At 45.5% G+C, this 20,434-nt stretch carries 12 protein-coding genes, 1 pseudogene and 1 riboswitch; all 13 genes and pseudogenes read right to left on the bottom strand.

What is annotated here, in order from left to right; translation table 11 throughout:
- Window positions 1-102 precede the first annotated feature (102 nt).
- A complete protein-coding gene (locus tag G519_RS0105455; protein ID WP_029193824.1) occupies window positions 103-1,323 on the bottom strand; it encodes a response regulator transcription factor in 1,221 nt (406 codons plus the stop codon).
- Entirely contained in the window at window positions 1,301-3,037 is a 1,737-nt protein-coding gene (locus G519_RS0105450) for a sensor histidine kinase (protein WP_051253129.1), read from the bottom strand. The genes G519_RS0105455 and G519_RS0105450 overlap by 23 nt, the downstream gene beginning before the upstream one ends.
- 218 nt (window positions 3,038-3,255) lie before the next feature.
- Window positions 3,256-4,959, bottom strand: coding sequence for an amylo-alpha-1,6-glucosidase (locus tag G519_RS0105445; RefSeq protein WP_029193822.1), 1,704 nt, complete (start codon window positions 4,957-4,959; stop codon window positions 3,256-3,258).
- 229 nt (window positions 4,960-5,188) lie between these two features.
- Entirely contained in the window at window positions 5,189-5,914 is a 726-nt protein-coding gene (locus G519_RS0105440) for a DUF4386 domain-containing protein (RefSeq protein ID WP_029193821.1), read from the bottom strand.
- A 12-nt stretch (window positions 5,915-5,926) separates the two neighbouring features.
- Window positions 5,927-6,142, bottom strand: a complete 216-nt coding sequence (locus G519_RS0105435) for a helix-turn-helix transcriptional regulator (protein ID WP_029193820.1) — start codon at window positions 6,140-6,142, stop codon at window positions 5,927-5,929.
- A gap of 1 nt (window position 6,143) precedes the next feature.
- Window positions 6,144-6,590, bottom strand: coding sequence for a hypothetical protein (locus G519_RS0105430; RefSeq protein ID WP_029193819.1), 447 nt, complete (start codon window positions 6,588-6,590; stop codon window positions 6,144-6,146).
- A gap of 406 nt (window positions 6,591-6,996) precedes the next feature.
- The gene (locus G519_RS0105425) at window positions 6,997-8,388 is read right to left on the bottom strand and encodes an amino acid permease (protein WP_244280028.1); all 1,392 of its coding nucleotides are present in this window, start codon (window positions 8,386-8,388) and stop codon (window positions 6,997-6,999) included.
- A gap of 156 nt (window positions 8,389-8,544) precedes the next feature.
- Window positions 8,545-8,733: riboswitch (Lysine riboswitch) on the bottom strand.
- A 165-nt stretch (window positions 8,734-8,898) separates the two neighbouring features.
- Window positions 8,899-9,567, bottom strand: a pseudogene (locus G519_RS41830) (isocitrate lyase/PEP mutase family protein).
- Window positions 9,568-9,754: 187 nt separating this feature from the next.
- Complete coding sequence (locus tag G519_RS0105410; protein WP_029193816.1) at window positions 9,755-14,272, bottom strand: beta-galactosidase; 4,518 nt, start codon at window positions 14,270-14,272, stop codon at window positions 9,755-9,757.
- 108 nt (window positions 14,273-14,380) lie between these two features.
- Window positions 14,381-16,051: an extracellular solute-binding protein gene (locus G519_RS0105405; RefSeq protein ID WP_029193815.1), complete on the bottom strand. Its 1,671-nt coding sequence runs from the start codon at window positions 16,049-16,051 to the stop codon at window positions 14,381-14,383.
- 111 nt (window positions 16,052-16,162) lie between these two features.
- Window positions 16,163-17,038, bottom strand: a complete 876-nt coding sequence (locus G519_RS0105400) for a carbohydrate ABC transporter permease (RefSeq protein ID WP_029193814.1) — start codon at window positions 17,036-17,038, stop codon at window positions 16,163-16,165.
- A 15-nt stretch (window positions 17,039-17,053) separates the two neighbouring features.
- Window positions 17,054-17,944, bottom strand: a complete 891-nt coding sequence (locus G519_RS0105395; RefSeq protein WP_084160043.1) for an ABC transporter permease — start codon at window positions 17,942-17,944, stop codon at window positions 17,054-17,056.
- A gap of 236 nt (window positions 17,945-18,180) precedes the next feature.
- Window positions 18,181-20,427, bottom strand: coding sequence for an AraC family transcriptional regulator (locus G519_RS0105385; RefSeq protein ID WP_029193811.1), 2,247 nt, complete (start codon window positions 20,425-20,427; stop codon window positions 18,181-18,183).
- Between the last annotated feature and the right edge of the window lie 7 nt (window positions 20,428-20,434).

The raw sequence follows: 20,434 nt of genomic DNA, 5'->3' as shown, positions 1-20,434 counted from the left end.
TCCGTGAATGAGTAGATAATAATTGAACCGCTTTCATCATAACTAAAATGAAAGCGGTTCAAAACCGATAACTATTCGAATGTTTGTGCGTTTTTGTTCGATTCACCGAGGCGGGTGTCCATATGTTCGGAGCGTGCCGTCTTTATGTTCGGCGCGGTACTGACTTGGCGTTTGGCCTGTGCAGCGCTTGAACCATTTGCTGAAATATTTGCTGTCTCCAAGCCCCGTGCGCTCAGCAATCTCCTGCATCGTCAGCGGCGTATCCTTTAATAATCCGTAAGCCAGCTTGAGCTTACGTTTGTATTGAAAAGCCACGAAGCTGTCTCCCAGCGTTTTCTTAAAAATAATAGAGAAGTGACTTCGGCTGAGACCAACCTGTCCCGCCACATCGCTGACAGACCACTCAGCCGCCGGATTGTCATGCAGAAGCTTAACCGCTTTCCAGATCGGCTCCGGCCAATCTGTGGCTATTACGCCATAGACTTTCTCCAATTCCGCTGCTTTATGCAGGGCTAACAACGCATCAAGACGTTCCTCTGTACTTGTGAGCGGTCCTTTTCTGGCCCACTGCAGCTTCGCGTTCTCGCTCTTTCTCTCCACAAGCAAGCTCTCCGCAGCGTTCAGAAGCGATTCGGGCACCATAAGGTAGCACCGCTCATCCCCGTATGGAATGATTGCCCCTTTACATAGCTGGCGGTCTTCCTCAAGTGCTTCCTTCAGCAGTTCTAGCCACGACGCACACCCGGAAGTTTTGATCAGATAGACATAAACCGGTTCACCATGGAAAGACCACGCTTCGCGCGTACGTTTCTCCATTTCCCCAACAAGTTTGTCATTATGGCCATTCAGCCAAGCATAGAGCAGGGTACCCAATCGCTCATCTTCGTCTTCGCTGCCAACTGTCTGGGCAGTTACTGGTGCCGAGGGAGCTATCGCAAGCTCATGTTGAAACTTCGCCAGCATGCCTTCCAGCTCTTCATCCTCGAAGGCGGTTTTGAGCAGATAGCCGGCTGCTCCCAGCTTCATTCCTTGCTGCGCATACTCGAAATCCCGGTGGCAGCTTAGCAGAATGATTTTCGTATCGGGAGCTGCTTCCTTGACTCGGCGTGACAATTCAATACCGTCCATTTCTGGCATAACAATGTCGGTAATGACGACTTGAGGCTTATGCTCTAGGAAGGCTTCCCAAGCTTTGCGGCCATTCGGGGCGTCCGCCACCACTTCCATTCCGTATTTATCCCAAGGAACCGTGGAACGAAGTCCTTTGCGGACGATGCTCTCGTCATCTGCGATAATCACCTTAATGGTCTTGCTTGTTTCCATGCGGACTCTCCTCCTTCTTAGGCCATTCTATGATGATCGTTGTCCCTTCACCTTGGATTGATTGCACCGTTAGCCCATGCTGCAGGCCAAAATGCAGCTTGAATTTCTGATCTGCATTTTGCACACCCAGGCCTCCTCTGCCCTTACGCTTCATATCACTTGGCCGGAGCAGGCGCTTCAGCTTATCCGCAGGAATTCCCACTCCATTATCTGATAATATAAGCAGCAACTGATTGCCTTCTTCCCGAACGGTTAAGCGGATCACTCCCTTGCCGTCCTCGAAGCCATGGAAGAAAATATTCTCGAACAACGGCTGCAGTGTCATGCGGGGAATCAGATACCGCTTGAGCTGTTCATCACATGCCTGTTCATACTCGAAAACGGGGCCATATCGGACCTCTTGGATTTTCAGAAAATGCTCAATCATCCGCAGCTCTCGACCAAGCGGTATCAGCTCCTGCGAGATATCCAGATTGCCTTCGAGCACCATCGTGAGATGGTACAGCATTTCGCGGATGTCCTCCGCTCCTTGAAGCCTGGCTTTCCATTGAATGGAGTTGAGAGTATTGAAAAGCAGATGTGGATTGATCTGATAATGGAAAGCCTTAAGCTCCGCTTCTTTCTTGAGCCGCTCGCTTCGTTCAACCTCGCCAATCAAAGTCTGAATGCCGCCCACCATATTGTTAAAGCTTGTATCTAAAATGCCCAGCTCATCCTTGGCTTCGACCGGAGTCCTCGTATGCAGCTTCCCGAAGCTGACCTTCTGCATCGCATCCTTAAGACGGCGAATCCGCGCGGTTAATCGGGTAGAGAATAAATACGCAAGCCCAAAAGCCAGCAAGCATGAAGCAACAGCAACCATAATCGTATTCGATCTTATAATGCCGGAGGAGCGATAGAACGACTGGGCAGGCAGCCTCGCCTCGATCGTCCAATGATTAGCCGCAAGTGTTTTGTTCCAAACAATATCACTGGTTTGCGATGTGAAGGCAGCTGCAGTCTCATATATAGTACGTCCCTGCGGATCTGCTATTCGGAGATGAGCCTTCGTATCATTTTCGAACAGCCTGAACATATGAAGCAGGTCTTCCGCATTTTCCTCAATAAGAATTTTGCTGCCCCGCAGCGCTCCGTAAGGATTGTTAATCGGGACTGCTAAGCCCAGTACGGTCATCCCGGAATCTTCGGTTTCCTTCATCCCATGATTTTGAGCATAGAATCCTAGCCAGTACTTCCCTTCATTAGCGTCCGACATGGATTGCCAAGCCGGTATTCGGCTGAGCTTCGAAACATCGAGATTATTTTCTCCATAATAGTAGCCGGAGCTGGTAATAATGTAGATACCTGTCGTACGGTCGGTTTTAAGCGCTTTCAGAAGGACTTCAAAATCATTCTTATCCATAATTTCTTTATAAGTCGTCGGAACCTGGTTCCCTAGATCGACCCTTGCAGGATCAAGTAAATAGGAATAAACCGTCTCCGTCGTCTGATTCATCCGATTCAAATAAGAACTCATCTGCTGCTCCAACTGCGCCACAGTGTTTTCGCCGTATTTGCCAAACTGAGAATTAATGACCTTAGCGGATTGGTAATAGGACAAGGCCCCAAGTGAGAGCAGCGGAATTATCGTCACAATGAGAAAACAGAAGAGCAGCTTCGTGCGAATGCTTCGATAAGAGCCGGACAAAAGGCGGATGTTGAATCGCTTATGCAAATAACCTTTGATGATCGCACCCTCCCTCCAGCATCTCTGAAAATTCTTACTCTTAAGTGTAGCATGGAACACTTTCAGCGAACAATGTATCTTCCATCCATGAGATTCCGCATAAGCCGCGATAGCTTCACCATGCCAAAATGGAGAACCGATCCCCTCAAACCGGAAAAGCACCTCCCCTCTGCTCATTTTGTAACAGGAGGAAGTGCAGGTTTTATTTAGGTTGTGTACTCATTTCCTAAAATCAAGAACACACTCGATGTCCAAGTAAAGGCCCGATCGCGCAAGCCTTGTCCTGTAATCGCGTCAAAATTCTCAGCCATTCCGCTGCGATCCAGCATGGTGCAGAATCGACGCGCCACCTCTTCTGCCAGTTCACGATCACCCGCTGCAGCTACTCCTTCCACGAGCAGCATAGTTGACGGAGCCCAGATCGGACCACGCCAATAGCCGTCCGGATTGTAGAAAGGACTTTTCACGCTCTCTGTTGCCCAACCATTATGGGTTAAGAAACGGTCTTCATCCCGTAGCCCCTTCAACAAAGCTGTGCGGATCGGCTCAGGCAGACGTTTGCCCAGAAGGATTGGAACGAACAAGAGGAGACTGTCCCCTTCGGATAACTCGTGCGTGCTGGAGCGGCAGGCCGTGAAGCGGTCATCTTTCCAGAAATGACTGATCATCTTTTCCAGTGTGCCCTCCGCAAGCTGCCGCCATTCTTTCGCATCTTCTGCATGTCCGAGCAGTCCCGCAATCTCAGCAAGCAGTTCTGCTTGAAGAATGAGAAAAGCCGCTAAATCCGGGCTTTCTACTGGAATGCCATTATTGAAGGCTGTGCTATTGTCCCAGCCAGAGTCATTACCGTGATTGTATTGCGGAATGCCATCTCCATCGCCGTCGCGATAGCGGAACCACCATTTCGTCCATTTGGAAAGTGGTTCATAGACCTCCCGAAGCTGCGCATCCTTAATATAGTCTGTTCTGGCCATCATCCAGGAAAGCGTCCAACCGTGTATTGGCGGCTTGTTGCAGTTCCAAAGCTCATACTTATTGTTGATAAAATCCGGAATCAAACCGCACTCATCCTGGCGGTCAAAGAAAATCATGAATTGATCCCACGCCAACTTCGGATCATGGCGAACGAGCGCCATCGCATTGAAGCAGTGGTCCCAGCTCCAGATATTCGTCATCCAGTTCTTCGACATATACATCGCTGGCCTGGTCAGGCACCCCTCTGCCGGAACAAGGCAGGACCACGTGATATAAGCCGCAAGTTCCCGACTTTCATGCCAGCGCTCTGGCAGAGGCAAAGAACGATCCCGCCATTGGCTAAACTCTTCCTTTACTTGCTTCACTGCGTCATCGAAAGATTCCCAAGCCTTGCGCGGCTCCCACACGGTATGGAATTCCTCTACAGCAAACTCGGATACGCCCGATTTGCCGTCTGGCAAGAAGTCTGCGATTACGTAGGAGCTTTTGATTTTGTCCCATGGCACTTCCATCTTCAAATCGCCAACCAACGCTGTCAGCATGAACCTGCATTCATGAGTGAAGCTGTTCACTTCCCAGCTGCTGGAGGCTGCTTGATACGCGTAATCGTAAGCAGCCGTGCGGAAAGTTATGCGAATTCCACAGCCTTTCGTGCGAATCCGAAATGTTCGACGATCAGAGATACAGATCTCAGCCATTAAGCCGGCCGTCGATTCTAGCCGGATCAGCTCAGGGCAAGCTATAGCCTCGAATGGCACGGATTGACCGCTTTCATCCAACATATCCATATGAAACGCCTCGCCGAATTTATCATCGCCGCCGCGCACCGTGCGCAGGTATAGGCCTTGTAGTCGATCTTGAGCTTCAGGCAGAATCGAAATCGCTAGGAAGGATTCTTTCCGGCTGAAGGGTACAACGTTCAGGTCAAAGTTCATGATCAATTCTCCTTTACGAAAACAGTATGCGCTTTCATTGTATCGAATGGAGAACGGGGGAAGAACCGACAGTTGTTTGTGATGGGTAGGTAATTTGTTGCCTATTGAGGGTTGTGAGGGACTTAGGGGTCATTTTGTTCGGTCTGATTAGTCCTATTGTTCGAAACATAAAAAACCTCCCATCATGGGAGGTAAGTTTTGAGATTATCGATTTACAAATATATGATAGCTATTGCCGTTGTTGAACCTTCACACCTTTAATCAGAAGCCAGAAAGCTAAGGATAGCTCTCCAATCACACCAGGTACGGCTACAATCAGTTGGAATATCGTTTTGTAATCGGCGTAGTTGGATAGAAGAAAATGTGCAAGACTATCTATGACATATCCCGCAGATGCTAGGATCAAGAAGATCCCAATTATTCTTGGTATATAGCCTCCTGACTTGATGATTAAATAACCAACGACCAACAAATGAACTCCGAAAAATACCATTCCAATCAACCATCCATTGTTAAATGCATCGACCAGCAACATCACCTGAGCGTATAACTTTAACTGATCTGTTGTAAATACCGCGAAGTAATTAGCACCACTTAGAAGTGGTAAAACATTCAACAAATTAGACAAGGCGACTCCAAAAACGGCGGTGTACACTAACCTAAACCAAGCCGCGAGCATGGCAAGATTCTTATTAACGGGTTTGAGCAGAACATACAGTGCCCAAGCTACCAGCACATCAAGAATAAGCACGATGACAAAGCTAATAAATCCACTCCGAAATAACATCTCATTGGCTATGATATTATTAGCAGTAGCTGCTGCATCATCCGGTATAATAAGACCCTCAAGAACAGAAAAATTTGAAAACATAGCAAATATAGCCATAAGTAGAAGCCCGAACCCAGCAACTCTAGCATAAAAAAGCGGTGAAGCTTCTGTGCTACGGTTTGTCATTTTTAACCCCTCCTAATTTTCCTCAAAAGAGAACACTTCTTCCAATTTCAAGCCGAAGACGTGAGCAATACGAAAAGCCAATTCCAGGGACGGGGAGTAATTTCCTTTCTCGATTGCAACGATAGTCTGTCTTGTCACCCCCGCTTTATCTGCTAATTGTTGTTGGGTCATTTCATTATGGTTAAAACGTAAGGCCCGAATATTGTTGCTAATATGTGCTTTGCCCATCTTAGACTCCTTTCCGATAAAGGTACAACTGTGTGATGATTCCAACCACTTCTGACAATAACCCTGAACTAATCAGTATGATGAACATGACATAGGGAGGTTGGTCCATGACCAGCGATATCATCGATAGAAGAAAACCAATGATAAAGACATAATGAGAATTTCTCGTAGATTTCAATGCAATTAATTTGTCCAACTCATCCGTAATTAATGGTTCTTTCTCCTTCGTTGCTACGGTATTGATTATGCTGAATACGATATGAATGATGACTTTTGCTACAATCGACACCGGGATTAAGATTAAAATGAAAGCTCCCCAGAAGCTGAATTCATTCGATGTATGAAAATTTCCTTCCTGGTACTTTTGAAACACATACAAGCTATAGACAGAAAAAATTAATAAGGTGGTAAATAAAGATACGACATTTCTCTTTTCTTGAAAGGACATATTCACCTCTCCTTTTTTGTTATATTATCGATGAAAAGTAAAGTATTATTTACATAGTATATTGTTAACCATACATAATGTCAAATATTCTTTACATTCACACCCAATTTGGCGGAACGTCGATTCGTTATTTTGGGGAATCTACGTTAGAAATCGATTTAGGGGAACGTGAGTGCGCTATTTGATCCATATGTACGATCCGGAGGCAAAAAATCACGAAATAACGCATCGTCGTTCCTCCTCCTCATGATTTTGGGTGTTTTTCGTCCAAATAGCGGATCCTCGTTCCCTCAGCAAATTCTGGTTACCATAGATTGGGAGAGAGGCCTAACATCCAAAAATGCCTTCTGGGACAACCACTATGCAAAAAGAGCAAAGGCGCCTATGCCCTTGCTCTTTTTTTCAATTAATCTTCTGTAGCATCCAACTGGCATTCTTCCAGCTTTAACACTTTTGTTTTGTATTTCCACTTGTAACCAAGCCAAAATGCCAGGAACAATGGAATTCCAATATAGGAAGCCAGTAACAACTTCCAGTCTACCTGACCATCCGAAAACGCACTAATGCTTTGGCCAATAATGACAATCATACACATTACACCTGCCAAGATTGGCCCAAACGGGAACCATTTGGAGCGGTATGGAAGATCAGCTACTTTGCGGCCTTGTGCAACGTAAGCTTTCCGGAACCGGTAATGGCTAATGGCAATACCAAGCCATGCGATGAATCCGGACATACCTGATGCGTTCAATAGCCAAATGTACACTTGACCATCCCCAAAGAAGGAGGCAAGGAAAGCAAGCATTCCAAGTGCAGCAGTGGCTAGCAAGGCGTAAACCGGAATCCCGCCCTTATTTAATTTAGCGAACAACTTAGGCGCTTTGCCTTCTTTGGCCAAAACCCATAGCATTCGTGTGGAAGCGTACATCCCTGAGTTACCTGCGGATAAAACCGAGCTTAAAATAACGGCATTCATTACAGAAGCTGCCACGCTTAAGCCTGCTTTTTCGAAAATAATCGTAAACGGACTTGCCGCTACACTGTCGCTAGCCAATGTATCTGTGGAATACGGAATCAGCATGCCTACAACGAAAATAGCTAAGATGTAAAACAATAAAATTCTCCAGAACACGCTGCGGATTGCGCGAGGTACGTTCTTCCGAGGATTCTCGGACTCCCCTGCTGCAATACCGACGAGTTCGGTTCCTTGGAAAGAGAAGCCGGCGGCCATACAAACGCCAAGTACGGCAAGCAAGCCGCCAGAAATCGGCGCGTCACCCGCTGTAAAATTACTGAAGCCTATCGCCTTTCCGCCCCAGATGCCGACGATCATTAGCAATCCGATACCGATGAACACAATAACTGTTACAATCTTTATCATTGCGAACCAATATTCCGACTCGCCATAGCTTTTAACAGACAATAAATTAAGACCAACCATCAAGGCAAGGAACAAAGCACTCCATAAGAACGACGGGCTGTCCGGCAGCCAGAACTTAATAATTAACGTCGCCGCGGACAACTCTGCTGCAATTGTAATGGCCCAGTTGTACCAATAATTCCACCCCAGCGCGAAGCCAAGGGATGGATCTACGAATTTGGTTGCGTAGGTACTAAATGTTCCAGATACCGGCATATATGTCGCCATTTCTCCCAAGCTCGTTACCAAAAAGTAAACCATAATTCCAATGATGAAGTATGCTAACAGCGCGCCACCTGGTCCAGCAGCATGAATCGTCCCGCCGCTGGCTAGGAACAACCCTGTTCCAATCGATCCGCCGAGTGAAATCATCGTCATGTGCCGCGACTTCAGACCTCTACGTAACTTGTTCTCTTTCAATTTCTGTACGCTCCCTTTACATGTTTTCTTTCTTTAAATAGTAAGCTAAAAACGCAAAAAAGCCGCCTCTCTTCATAAATAAGTTAGGCAGCTTCTACTCCCTCATTTATCCTGGTTCAAGATAGCACAACACACTGTTGTGGATGCAACAGCATGACAGTTCCGTCCCTTTCGGAAACGGCCCCAGCCGGGCGCGGTCAGTACACCGTGCGGCTTCGGCAATGTTGCCTTTTCATCAGAATCAACAGTCTTTACTGGACTTCCTCTGATGTACTCTTCAACATCGCGACCTCTACCTCATCTAGGTTGATGAGGGTTTCTATTTAGTTTTCAGTAACTTTTACTATTTTAATTAGCTTCAGGTGATTAATCAATAGATATTTATTCCAATTTGAAATACTGACAACACAATTGATATTGTGTTTTACTGTCACTTACTGCATATTTATATGGACAAGCCCTTATATATCAATTAAATAATACCGATGTATCCTGAGATTCATACATTTGAGCCGCACAATGATCCAATAGGTTGTTAACCTTCCGGTACAATGCACCTCCAATACTTAACCGTTTGACTCCAAGCTCCTTGAGCTTATTGCAGTTAGTAAGTCCCGGCAAAGACATAATATTTAGTGGGGCATTTATTTGTGATATGATTGCTCTGATTTCGTCATCTTCTTTCAATCCAGGAACAACCGCTTTCGACATAGGCCTTTGCTCTGTAAATCGTTTCATTTAGAGGATCTTGATTTTGTAAATAAGTATCCGTCCTCGCGTTTATATAAAAACCTTGATACCCATTCTTCTCTAATGCGGTTCTAATTTTCGATAAAAGATTGCATTGTTGGTCCAGTGGTTTGAGACCTGCTTGGTTCTTGAGCGAATCCTCTATATTAATTCCTGAAGCTCCTAAATCTGATCTACGATCATCTTCACAATGTTAAGCTGTATGGCAAATTCAATCATTTCGCCGTCCGAATATCCTAAGCTTTGAGATACTCCCCAACTCGTTGTACCGATGGCTTTGAATCCGGCTTTCTCAAGTGAGAGAGCGGATAATAAGTCCCAGGCGTTCCCCAACAATAAAACTTCATTTGATTCATGCAGGGCATTAAACTCCTGAATTTTATTTATGTTAGCACATCCCCTTTACTATTGAACTTATGATTCTCTACTAATGATGCAATAAATATTTTTAAAATAGTAGCTAGGAATTGGTTTTAATTAAAATATCCCTCTCGTTTGAGCTTTATCTTTTATCTGGGAGTGGAGAGGCTCCCCAACTCATCTCGTAGATGAGTTGGGGAGCCTCTTCATTGAACTACTTGGTTACATTTACAATCATCGTATCGCTAGATGTGGCTCCAGCGTAGTTAGTGAGCTCAGCTCGATACTCATAGTAGCCTTTTGCTCTATTTGCCACGGTCATTACGGATGATTGAGCATTCGGTGTATGATTGGCCAGTGCTTCTGTATAGATGAGAATACCGTTCTCATATAAATTGTACGTCCCGCCATTGGTTCCCCACCACATATTCATGCTGACTTTAAAGTTGCCGTCGCCATCCCAGTTATCATTGGAAAGAATCGATTTTTCCGGCGCTGCTTTCGTTACCGTTACCACGTGTGTAGCGCTCGTTGTTGTGCCAAACGCATTAGTAAGCTCTGCATAGTAACGATAAGTCCCATTCTGCTTGTAGGTAATGGATGTTACGGTGGATTGAGCTAATGGTGAATTGTCCGTGAGAATTTGCGTATCCATTAATACATCATTCTCGTAAAGCTTGTAGATTCTACCGTTTTCTCCATACCACATGTTCATCGTAACATTGTAGGTACCGTCCAGAAGCCCGGTATCATACCCATTGTCATCGGATAGTACCACTGTCCCCGGTTTAGCTTTACTTTTTGCTGCAATATTGTTCACAGTTGCCGTTGCCATTCCGTGATTTCCTGCTGCGTCGACGAATTCGAAGGTAAAGCTGCCATTAAAGTAGAATGTGTAGCTGCTTGAACCGCCATTATTCGTGATGGTTACCGATTCGCTCGGTGTGATTGTGGCAATCACACTTTGTGCGTTTAGCACGCTATAGGCCACTGTTGCAGTTGGTGCCGTATTATCTACCGTTATCGCTATGCTGCCGACGAAGGGACCGTACGATGCTTGAATGATCGCGCTGCCTTCCCCAATCGCCTTCACTGTGCCATAAGTATCCACGGTTACGGTTGATGCATCGGATGAACTCCAAGCAGCCTTGCCGGATAAATCTACAAACCCGTTTGCCGTCAGTCCGCGGGCACCCAGAGTCTGTGTTTGCCCCTTTGTCATACTCGTTTGAACTGCTTCAACAACTAGCCCATTCAACGTCCACACTTTCCCATATTTCGCCGGATTTTTATCACTGCCAATCCCGCTGCTCCACTCAAGCCATCCAAGCCGACCGCTGCCATTATTGTTGTTGACCAGCACAGACAGTCGAAGTGGACTTTTCGGATCATGTACATAAGGATACAATTCAGAAGAATTCACATGGATATAATAAGTCGTTTCATTGGGGACCGTTTGATCTACCTTTAAGGACGCGTACTGTGCTACGCTGTTGCCCGGTGACCAATTGGTTGGCAAATTGCCGCCAACAAAAGGCACCAACTGTTTATAAAGCACTGGTCCCTGCGGTGTCAATGCTGCACTGAATTCCACCTGATCTCCCGTAAATCCCTGTCCGAATGTGTCAATCGCGAACTGTACGCTGTCCCCTTTCCAGAGGCTTCCGAGTGGATTATTCTGAACAAATGTCCCATCCTTCACGCGAACGATCAGGTCCAGTCCGCTATCCGAATACCCCGCCGCAAACGTAGCGTCAAAATCCGCCGGTTTCGTCGACTGGGCAGCTGCTTTATACGCCCAATCATCGGTAGTCCAAACAGCATGGTCAGCGACTTCTAATGTGGCAGGATTGAACAGTTCTCCGCTGGTTCCCTTCGACTCAGGGACAACGATATGATTCGTATTACGGTCGAAATCCGAGATCAAAAACGGCTCTGAGATCGGTAGTAGCGCTAATGCTGCGCTATCCGCATTACTTATCCAATATACCTTGCCAGGATGTACGCTAAGTAGGTTATTGGCACTTTGCACTTTGCCCTCCCAGTCCGTAACGAGAGTCTCACCTGTGAAAGCAGCCGCTAGACGCGCATCGATCGGAGCTTCTGAGGATGCGTCAGACCACAGACCTATGAGCCGGGCTCCGTCATTGTCGAGATCAACTGCTTTTTGTCCTCCCTCGAGAACATACTCCCCTTTATAAACGAGCGATTGGCCAGCAAGATCGAGAAAATGGTGGGCTACTGACGCTGCGAGTCTCGGCTCCACTCGCGGCTTTGAACGAAATAAACCCGATGCGTGCGTAACAGTACCGGTGCTCTTTGCATAAGATAATGTTTCCATCTCCGATAAATTCAACATATGAAAAAAAGCGATTTTTTGCGTTCCCCATTTGAGCTGCGACAGGAAGTCAACGATCATGCGCTTGGCGATCTCAGATTCCGTAGGCACTGTGCCTGTTACCGAATTCGAATTGACCAGAACCGCATGACTCTCCGAATCGGCCCACTGCTTGGAAGCGATTCCAAAAGCCTGATCTATACGCTGGAATTCGCGCGGATCTGGCTGGTAACCATGTAGCGAGAGCTTATCAAAATAGGACGCTCCACCCAACCTGAGCAGCTCTTTATAAAAGTTCAAATAGTTGCGTCCTGCGAGTCCCCCAATCCATACATCTGAATCCGGCTGCTCCTCTTTAATTGTCTGATACGCAGTTTTCAACAGCTCAACGAAACGTTCCGTCGAATCCAGCCAAAACCCGCTCAACCCTGGCAAGTTTGGCTCATTCCATACTTCCCACGTCTTAATCCGAGTATCGTACCGGGTAACGACGGCACGAACAAAATCTTCCCAGTCCTTCATATCCACAGGAGCATAAGCGGAATATGCCGGGACACTGATATTCACCTGCGTTTGCTCGGGATGCGGCGATGCCCACTGCGGCGTGTATAACAGATTTCCAATCAGATCGAAGCCGTAACTTGACAGCTTGTTGATTTGCTCATCGAATCTCGACCAATTATAAACACCGCGGGACGGTTCAATCGCCCAGCTCGTATCACGGAACTGCGTTCCCCATGGCACTGCATGAATCCGCGCAAAGTGAAATCCCACTAAATCAGCCAGTTTCATGGCATTCTCGCCTTCCGAAAGCTGGTAGCTAAAGCCCATAGTAGGCCACCTTTGCGATATTGGCTTCGTTGGACCCTGACTTACTACCAATGAATACCGCTCACGCGAAAACGTAGTCAGATCCGTCTGTGAATATGTATATTTAACGGGCAAATCCGTTAAATCCGTAGAACCGTTCTGTTGATACGCAAAAGCAATTTCGTAATACCCCGGCTCCGAAGGCGTCCAGCTCCAGCCTTGATCGAGAAACGTCTGTCTCGATACAGGCACTTGTGCAATCAATTTATTATCAGAATTGTAAACGCTACCAAATATAGATTTAGCGGAACTCGGTACTGCTCCGGCGTTCAATTGATACACTACGGAGTCCCCCAGATTCCACCAGCTTGCAAATTTATTGGATTTCAAAGTAAAAACAACGGGTCCCAGCGATTGGTTCGACACTTCCGCCTTCACATCATCGAAGTAAAGTTTGCCGCTTGCCGGTGTCGCAGCATTTATGCTGGTGGTCGTCAAATTCAGCACAAGCGTGTTGGTGCCTGCCGGAAATTGGCCTCGATCCACGGTAAACGATACCTCCGTCCAATCTGCCAGCGACAACCCCTCCGTCTTATCCGTCGTATAAGACCCTAAGAATGTCCCGTTGTTCTGGAAGGAAACCCAAAAACGCGGTTTATTGCCCGAATAATCTGGGGATGCCTTCAGCTTGGCTGTAATTCGAAACGATGTCATATTCGAAGGTAACGTTATGGGACTCGACACCCACCCCGCGTATCCGCTGCTGACACTGCCCATAAACACCGAGCGCAGACCGCCGCTTTTTTCATTCTCTGTATAATTCGCCGCCGATACAGGCGGATTATTCGCTGGTCCGTTCCACCACCAAGTTTTCCAATCTTTTGGACTGGAAACGCCATTCGTCACGGTCAATGTCTCGAAGCCCGGATTCGAAACCGGCTGCTGCTGTACAACCGGAATCGGTTCATCCGACGCTTCCACCATCACATCATCGTAGTAAATATTGCCGCTTACTGGTGTCGCAGCATTTATGCTGGTTGTCGACAGGTTCAATACAAGCGTGTTGGTGCCAGCCGGAAATTGGCTTCGATCGACGGTAAAGGACACTTCCGTCCAATCCGCAAGTGACACCCCCTCCGTCTGATCCGTCGTGTAGGACCCTAAAAAAGTCCCGTTGTTCTGGAAGGAAACCCAGAAACGCGGTTTGTTTCCCAAATAATCTTCCGATGTCTTCATTTTGGCGGTAATTCGAAACGAAATCATATTCGAAGGAAGCGTTATGGGATTCGATACCCACCCCGCGAATCCCGTGCTGACACTGCTGATAAATACGGAGCGCTGCCCTCCGCTTTTCTCATTCTCCGTATAATTCGCTGCCGCAATCGGCGGGTTGTTGACGGGCCCGCTCCACCACCACGTCTTCCAGTCTTTCGGACTGTAAACGCCGTTCGTTACAGTCAGCGTCTCGAATCCTGGATTCGAGACCGGCAGCTGCTGTATTACCGCCGCATGAGCAGCGCGTGCTCCAATTACCATAAAAAATAATAGCCCCAAAACACAAACAAATTTTTTATACTTCCCCATAATACCCCTCCTCGTATTCGTGTAAGGATAAAGTTCGTGCAAGGATAAAGTAAAGCTGAGGACCGCAAATTGTATAACGGCCCCCATCCTTTGTTAAATGCGCGTTGCTTATTTCTTCATTTGCGCTTGTTTCGCAACGGTCTCCCATAAATCTTTCATCATGAAACTGTTGTCCTTACTGGTTTTATACCACTCGATTATGAAGTCGTCCATTTGTTTGCCGCCCGCTTTATCCCATGCAGTCTGAACGTCCTTGTAGGCTTGATCAGCAGAATATTTGTCCCCGCTTATGACTGCTTTCAACCACGTATCGGTAATTTGCTTTTTGACGGTGTTAAATGACGGTTGCAAATCCTTGGGGAAAGACGGTATAAGCTCTTGCAAGGTGACGAAACGGTATTTTTTAGTCGAATCGAGATATAAGGACTCGGCTTTTTTGAACATGTCAAGTCCGGATTTTTGTTCCGGAATCTCAGGATTGAATTGATTTTGTAAGAACGCACACTTCCCGAGCAGCAAACGGGAATAGAAATGAGCGTAGTCGCCCGCCCAGCTAACTTCTGCTTTCGTTTTATTCGGATCGATGTTTTGCGGACATCCGTTTACATCCTTCTTATAATGCGTGCCTTCCAATCCGAAAAGCAGGCTGGTCCCCGTCGAGACACGATTGATAAAGTCGATGTATTTGATCGCTGCAACCGGGTCTTTAGTCTTTGCATTAATCGCAGTTGTCATTTGCACTGGGCTTTGTACGTCCGGAATAAATTCACCTACTGGACTTTTTGGCAGTGCGATAGGAATCACATCAGCTTCTGGGACTGCCTTCTTCAAGGTTTGTATATCCGTTACTGTCGATTCGAACCAATTTCCTACAAAAGTCGGGTAAATACCCATCTTGCCATTTAAAAAGTCTTGTTTGGCCTTTGCCCCATTTTTGTCATTCACGAAGTCTTTATCGATTAGCCCCTCATCAAACAAGCGTTTTTTGAACTCCGTCGCCAATTTCGCATTTTCAAATGCACGGCTCGGCTGATCGTTTACAAGACCATACAGCTCAACAGGGTTCCCGAACATCATATCGATCGCAAACTCGGAACGAAAACTCAATGCCATTCCGTATGTGTCCTTCTTTCCATTGCCGTCAGGGTCTTGCTCCGCAAACGCTTTTGCTACTTTATACAAATCCTCGGTCGTTTTCGGAACGTCCAGATTTAATTTTTTCAACCAATCTGCACGAACGAAGACCGCATAACTTGGAACTGATTCCAGTACCCGTCCAACTTTGTACATATTCCCGTCGGGACTGGTCGCTACTTTCTTCAATGCGGGATAATCCTGAAGAACCTTCTTGTATTCAACGCTGTTCTTTTCGATCAGGTCGTTTAGCGGCATAAGCTGTTTCTGATCGATGAGCGGGTTCAGTATATTCGGATCAAACTCGTTAATAATGTCCGGCGCCGATCCCGATGCAAACAGTACATTGAATTTTTGTGCCGCATCGTTGCGCGGAATTGGCACGTATTTGACATTCGCAGGACCATTTTCATTAATAAATTTTGTCCAACGATTATCTTCTAATGTTCCTTCTGCAGCAGGAATATTTCCACGGTCATACACCGAAACGGATATATCCCCTTTCTTGGCTGGCGTTGTTGATGCAGTTGGCGTTGTTGAATTAGCAGAGGAACTCGGTTGTACAGTAGGTTTCGTGCTGCATGCCGTTAGCACCATTGAAGTCGATAATGCCATCGTTAGTGATGTCGCAAACCATTTTTTCATGTTTGATAAACCCCTTTTGAATTCGTTATTTGTTTGCATAAGCTTACCTTATCGGATCTTTAAGAACCACATTTCCCTTTGCAGCACCACCTCCTTATCGCCCTCATGCTCCTATCCTTTCACAGAACCAAGCATAACGCCTTTGACAAAGTATTTTTGCAAAAATGGATAAACGATCAACATCGGGGTAATCATGACGATCACACCTGCAGCTTTAATTCCTTCCTCCACCACATGAACCTGATCGTCAGGCTGCACCGCCATGCTTTGCTGCAGCACGCTCTGGCTTTGAATCATTTGCTGTACGAGCACAGTTAAGTTGTGCTTATCGGTATCGTTGATGTAAATCAGCATACTAAAAAAAATATTCCAGTACGCAACACCATAAAAAAGCGTTAATGTCGCGAGAACAGGCATAGAAATGGGCAATACAACTTGAAGTAGAAGACGTACTTCGCTGCAGCCATCCATTCGTGCCGCATCGTCAATTTCAGACGGGATGTTCTCGAAGTACGTGCGTAGAAGCAACATGTTATACGTACTTACTAAACCAGGTAACCAAAGAGCCCAATAGGAGTTAACTAGTCCCAAACTTTGAATAACCAGGAAAGTAGGGATAATGCCTCCTGTAAAGATCATCGTAAAGATCATCCAAAGCGTAAAAAAACGTCGTGCATAAAAGTTGGGACGCGATAAAGGATATGCGGCCATAATTGTGGTGAGCATACTTAACGTAATACCTACGAACGTGATCACAGCACTGTTGCTGAATGAGCGGATGATCGGTGTTCCCTTGAACAAAACATTAAACGTATCCCAGGTGAAGCCGATGGGCCACAGATTTACTTTCCCGGTTTCGACGGCGGACGAACTGCTAATGGAAAGCGCAATTAAATGAAGAAGTGGAAACAAGCTTGAGCAGGCAATTAAGGCTAATACAATATAATTTATGATGTAGAAGATTTTATCTCCATTGGATGCACGCATCTCGATTCCTCCTTTCTAAAATAGACCCTGCTGAAAGCGACGTGCAATCCAATTGACAGAGAGCAGTAGAATTAAAGCAACGACTGATTCAAACATGCCCATTGCTGTAGTTAAGCTAAATTGCGCGCCTTGCAGTCCAACGCGATAAATATACGTGCTGATGACATCCGAAACGTCGTTCACCGCAGCATTTTTTAAGACGTAAATGGGGTCGAATCCGACTTCCATCACGCGCCCCATAGAAAGAATAAAGACCAAAATGATGGTCGGCGCAATTCCGGGAATCGTAATATGAATAATCTGTTTCCACTTATTAGCACCATCCATACTTGCAGATTCGTAAAGCGACGGGTCGATTGTCGTCATTGCCGCCAAGTAGATGATGGCACTGAAACCCATATCTTTCCATATTCCCGCACCAACTAAGATGGTGATCCATGATTTGATATTGTATAAGAATGGAAATGGTTCCATCTTAAAAAGGGTCATCAAATGACTTAACCAGCTTCCTTCGATTCCGAAAATACTAAAGACGATCCCACCGACAATAATCCATGAATAAAAGTAAGGTAAATAAACAAACGTTTGAACGATCTTCTTGAACCACATTTTTCTCACTTCGTTCAAAAGAATAGCTAATAGGATCGGAAACGGAAATCCCACGAATATGTTTAGACTGCTAAGTAGAAGCGTGTTTCGGATAATTTTTAATGTATTTACGTCATTGAACAGCTTTTGAAAATTTTCAAATCCAACCCAAGGACTGTGAAACACCCCATCAAAAAAGTTATAATCTTTAAAAGCAATGATCAGTCCAGCCATTGGCACGTATTTGAAAATTAAGTAAAATAAAATGACGGGTATGAACATAAGGAGAAGCGGAATATTCTCCCTTAATCTCTTCATGTCGACTCCCCTTCGGTCTATAGCTTTCATATAGCTCCCTCTTTCGTTGTTGTATCCTGCGATCCAACTGTACAACTGAAAGGTGAGGTGAAACAATCGTTCATTTTCCTTCGATCAACAATATTCTCAAGTAAAAAAAGAACCGTCATCCCTGGCTTTTTCTCCAGTGAATCCGATTCTATAGCAATCCAAATCCTATGAATCAACAAAAAAACACCAATCAACAAAGTTCATCTTTATGATTTCACTTGAGCAGTCTTCCGAAAGTCTCCTGGGGTTTGACCAACCAACTTTTTAAATGATCGAATAAACGTGTTCGGATGCAGATATCCAATTTTAACCGTAATCTCTTGTATGGAATGTTCGGTATGAACCAGAAGCTCTTTAGCGTGCTCCGTGCGAATTCGCGTCAAATAATCAATAAAATTTTCCCCAATTTCTTCTTTAAACGTACGACTGATGCTTTTCATTTGCACATGAAACACATCGCTTAAATGAAGCAATGATAGATCCGGATTCTGGTAATGTTCCTCCATATACAATTTAATTTTGCGGATAAGCATATAATTGCTGCTCATCTCACGCAACGTCGCGATTGCTTCAGTTGTTTCCGTAAGAACACTTCTCAACATTTGCTGTAGTTCGTCCACGGTGTCCCAGTCGTCTACCGCTTTTTGCAGTTTATCCTGCAAGCCGTTTGCCCATATTTTTTGCACATCCGCTGGTAGGTCCGTAAACTCCTTATCAAGAAAAAATATCATGTAGCTCATTAAGTTGTCCAATTCCTTACGCGCATACAAACCGGCTCGAATGCCATCGAAAAGTTGTGCGATACTGCCCTGCCAATCGCCTTCCCCCGTTCGTAATGAAAAGGCAAGCGCACGGATATATTCGAGCAGATCGAGCGACTGCTGCTTACCCTCAGGATTAATCTCCCAATAACAGATCACACTATCCTCACCTAGTGAAGGTTTGTATTGAAGTGCTTCCAAGGCTTCGACGTATGCATAATGTACAAGCTCTATGCGATCGACGCCTGAACCTATGCCCATTGTAATATTAAAATCAAGGTAGGTCTTCACCCATTGCATCATGTCATTCGCTATATCACTCGCGATCTGTTCGGGCTTACTCTCAGGCGAAACTTTCTGGACCAAGTGCAGCAAAGTCAATTGATCCTTGGACGTCCACTCGATCCATATGGTTACATTTCGGCCAATTGCGATTTCCTTTACTACGCTACACAAAACGAATTTAAGCAAATTTTGATCATGATCTGAATAAAGACTAGCGAATTTACTGTATTTATTAATTTCGAGCACACTTACACATAACGAGTCAAAATCGCAAGGCATTCCGAGACTCTCCATCTCCTGTTGCCACTCTTCATACTTCAAGGGGCGATTTCCTTCCATCCATTCGAAAAAGAAATGCTTTCGCTTAAAAACCAAATCTTCCTCATGCTGCTTCTGATAGGCATTTGACTGCTCCATCAAATTCACCAAGGCGGTATCGATGAACTTAAATTCATCATGATTGCCTTTACGGAACAGTTCGGCGCTTTTTTGCTGGGAGAATAATTGGATACGCTGTATGATCGTTTCTACAGGCTTATAGTTCCGTCGAGTAACCACAACAATCCATAAAACACCAATACTAAAGAAAATTGCACAAACCAATATCCAATATTTGGATATTGCGGAGACAAGACGAAATAAATTACTATTCACCACACTGCTGGAAATGGCCCATTCGGAATAATCGGAGTGCATCTCCGTCATTAGGGAATCGTTCCCATGAATATCACCATAAATAGGCGTACCCTCGCGGTCATAAAGGCTGAGATGATTGGAATTTGCCGTCGTTAGTGTTTGAATAAAATGGGCAATCGCTTGAAGCTGCACATTGACAACGATTAGTCCGTCATTACCGGAATTCAATGGGCGCACTAACGATACGAATTGGGTGGGTTCGCCTTGCTCCGTGTAACCTTTCCGCACATCTGTCCATAGATGATTTGGCACGGATTGCTTCAATGCTTCTACAATCAATTGTTTATCGTTAAATGCAGCTAGCTTAGAAACGGAGTATGGCGTCTGCACCGTATCGTCCGACAGCCTGTATAGATAGATCGAATCGATGAGAGGCATCGTTGCCATGAGACTTTTCACTTTTACAGACGACAAATAGCCCGAATAATATCGATCGCTTTGCAGAGCGGGATTAAAAAAACCCAACAGCGTATCATCGCTGGCGATCTCATTCGTGATCGTGTTATCGATCAGCTTCATCTGATTGTCAATGGATTGGAGCAATTGCTTGGTGAAAATTTTATTCGATTCGACTGCGGTTTTTCGTGACAATTCACTGAATGCCATCAAGAGGACGAACATGAGGAGAGGCACAATAAAAAGGAAAATCGTTACATAGGAAAACAGGAGACGACGAAACCATGTCTTGTTCATCGAGATATTCTTTATCATCGTTTAC

It is taken from the genome of Paenibacillus alginolyticus DSM 5050 = NBRC 15375, from assembly GCF_000422905.1.
In the GTDB taxonomy this organism is placed as follows: Bacteria; Bacillota; Bacilli; order Paenibacillales; family NBRC-103111; genus Paenibacillus_E; species Paenibacillus_E alginolyticus.
This window is presented reverse-complemented; position numbering and strand designations above follow the sequence as displayed.

Excerpts from the sequence above, each read along its gene's own strand:
- G519_RS0105455 (WP_029193824.1), bottom strand. The coding sequence starts at position 1,323 with ATGGAAACAAGCAAGACCATTAAGGTGATTATCGCAGATGACGAGAGC.
- G519_RS0105445 (WP_029193822.1), bottom strand. The coding sequence starts at position 4,959 with ATGAACTTTGACCTGAACGTTGTACCCTTCAGCCGGAAAGAATCCTTC.
- G519_RS0105440 (WP_029193821.1), bottom strand. The coding sequence starts at position 5,914 with ATGACAAACCGTAGCACAGAAGCTTCACCGCTTTTTTATGCTAGAGTT.
- G519_RS0105435 (WP_029193820.1), bottom strand. The coding sequence starts at position 6,142 with ATGGGCAAAGCACATATTAGCAACAATATTCGGGCCTTACGTTTTAAC.
- G519_RS0105430 (WP_029193819.1), bottom strand. The coding sequence starts at position 6,590 with ATGTCCTTTCAAGAAAAGAGAAATGTCGTATCTTTATTTACCACCTTA.
- G519_RS0105425 (WP_244280028.1), bottom strand. The coding sequence starts at position 8,388 with ATGACGATGATTTCACTCGGCGGATCGATTGGAACAGGGTTGTTCCTA.
- G519_RS0105410 (WP_029193816.1), bottom strand. The coding sequence starts at position 14,272 with ATGGGGAAGTATAAAAAATTTGTTTGTGTTTTGGGGCTATTATTTTTT.
- G519_RS0105405 (WP_029193815.1), bottom strand. The coding sequence starts at position 16,051 with ATGAAAAAATGGTTTGCGACATCACTAACGATGGCATTATCGACTTCA.
- G519_RS0105400 (WP_029193814.1), bottom strand. The coding sequence starts at position 17,038 with ATGCGTGCATCCAATGGAGATAAAATCTTCTACATCATAAATTATATT.
- G519_RS0105395 (WP_084160043.1), bottom strand. The coding sequence starts at position 17,944 with ATGAAGAGATTAAGGGAGAATATTCCGCTTCTCCTTATGTTCATACCC.
- G519_RS0105385 (WP_029193811.1), bottom strand. The coding sequence starts at position 20,427 with ATGATAAAGAATATCTCGATGAACAAGACATGGTTTCGTCGTCTCCTG.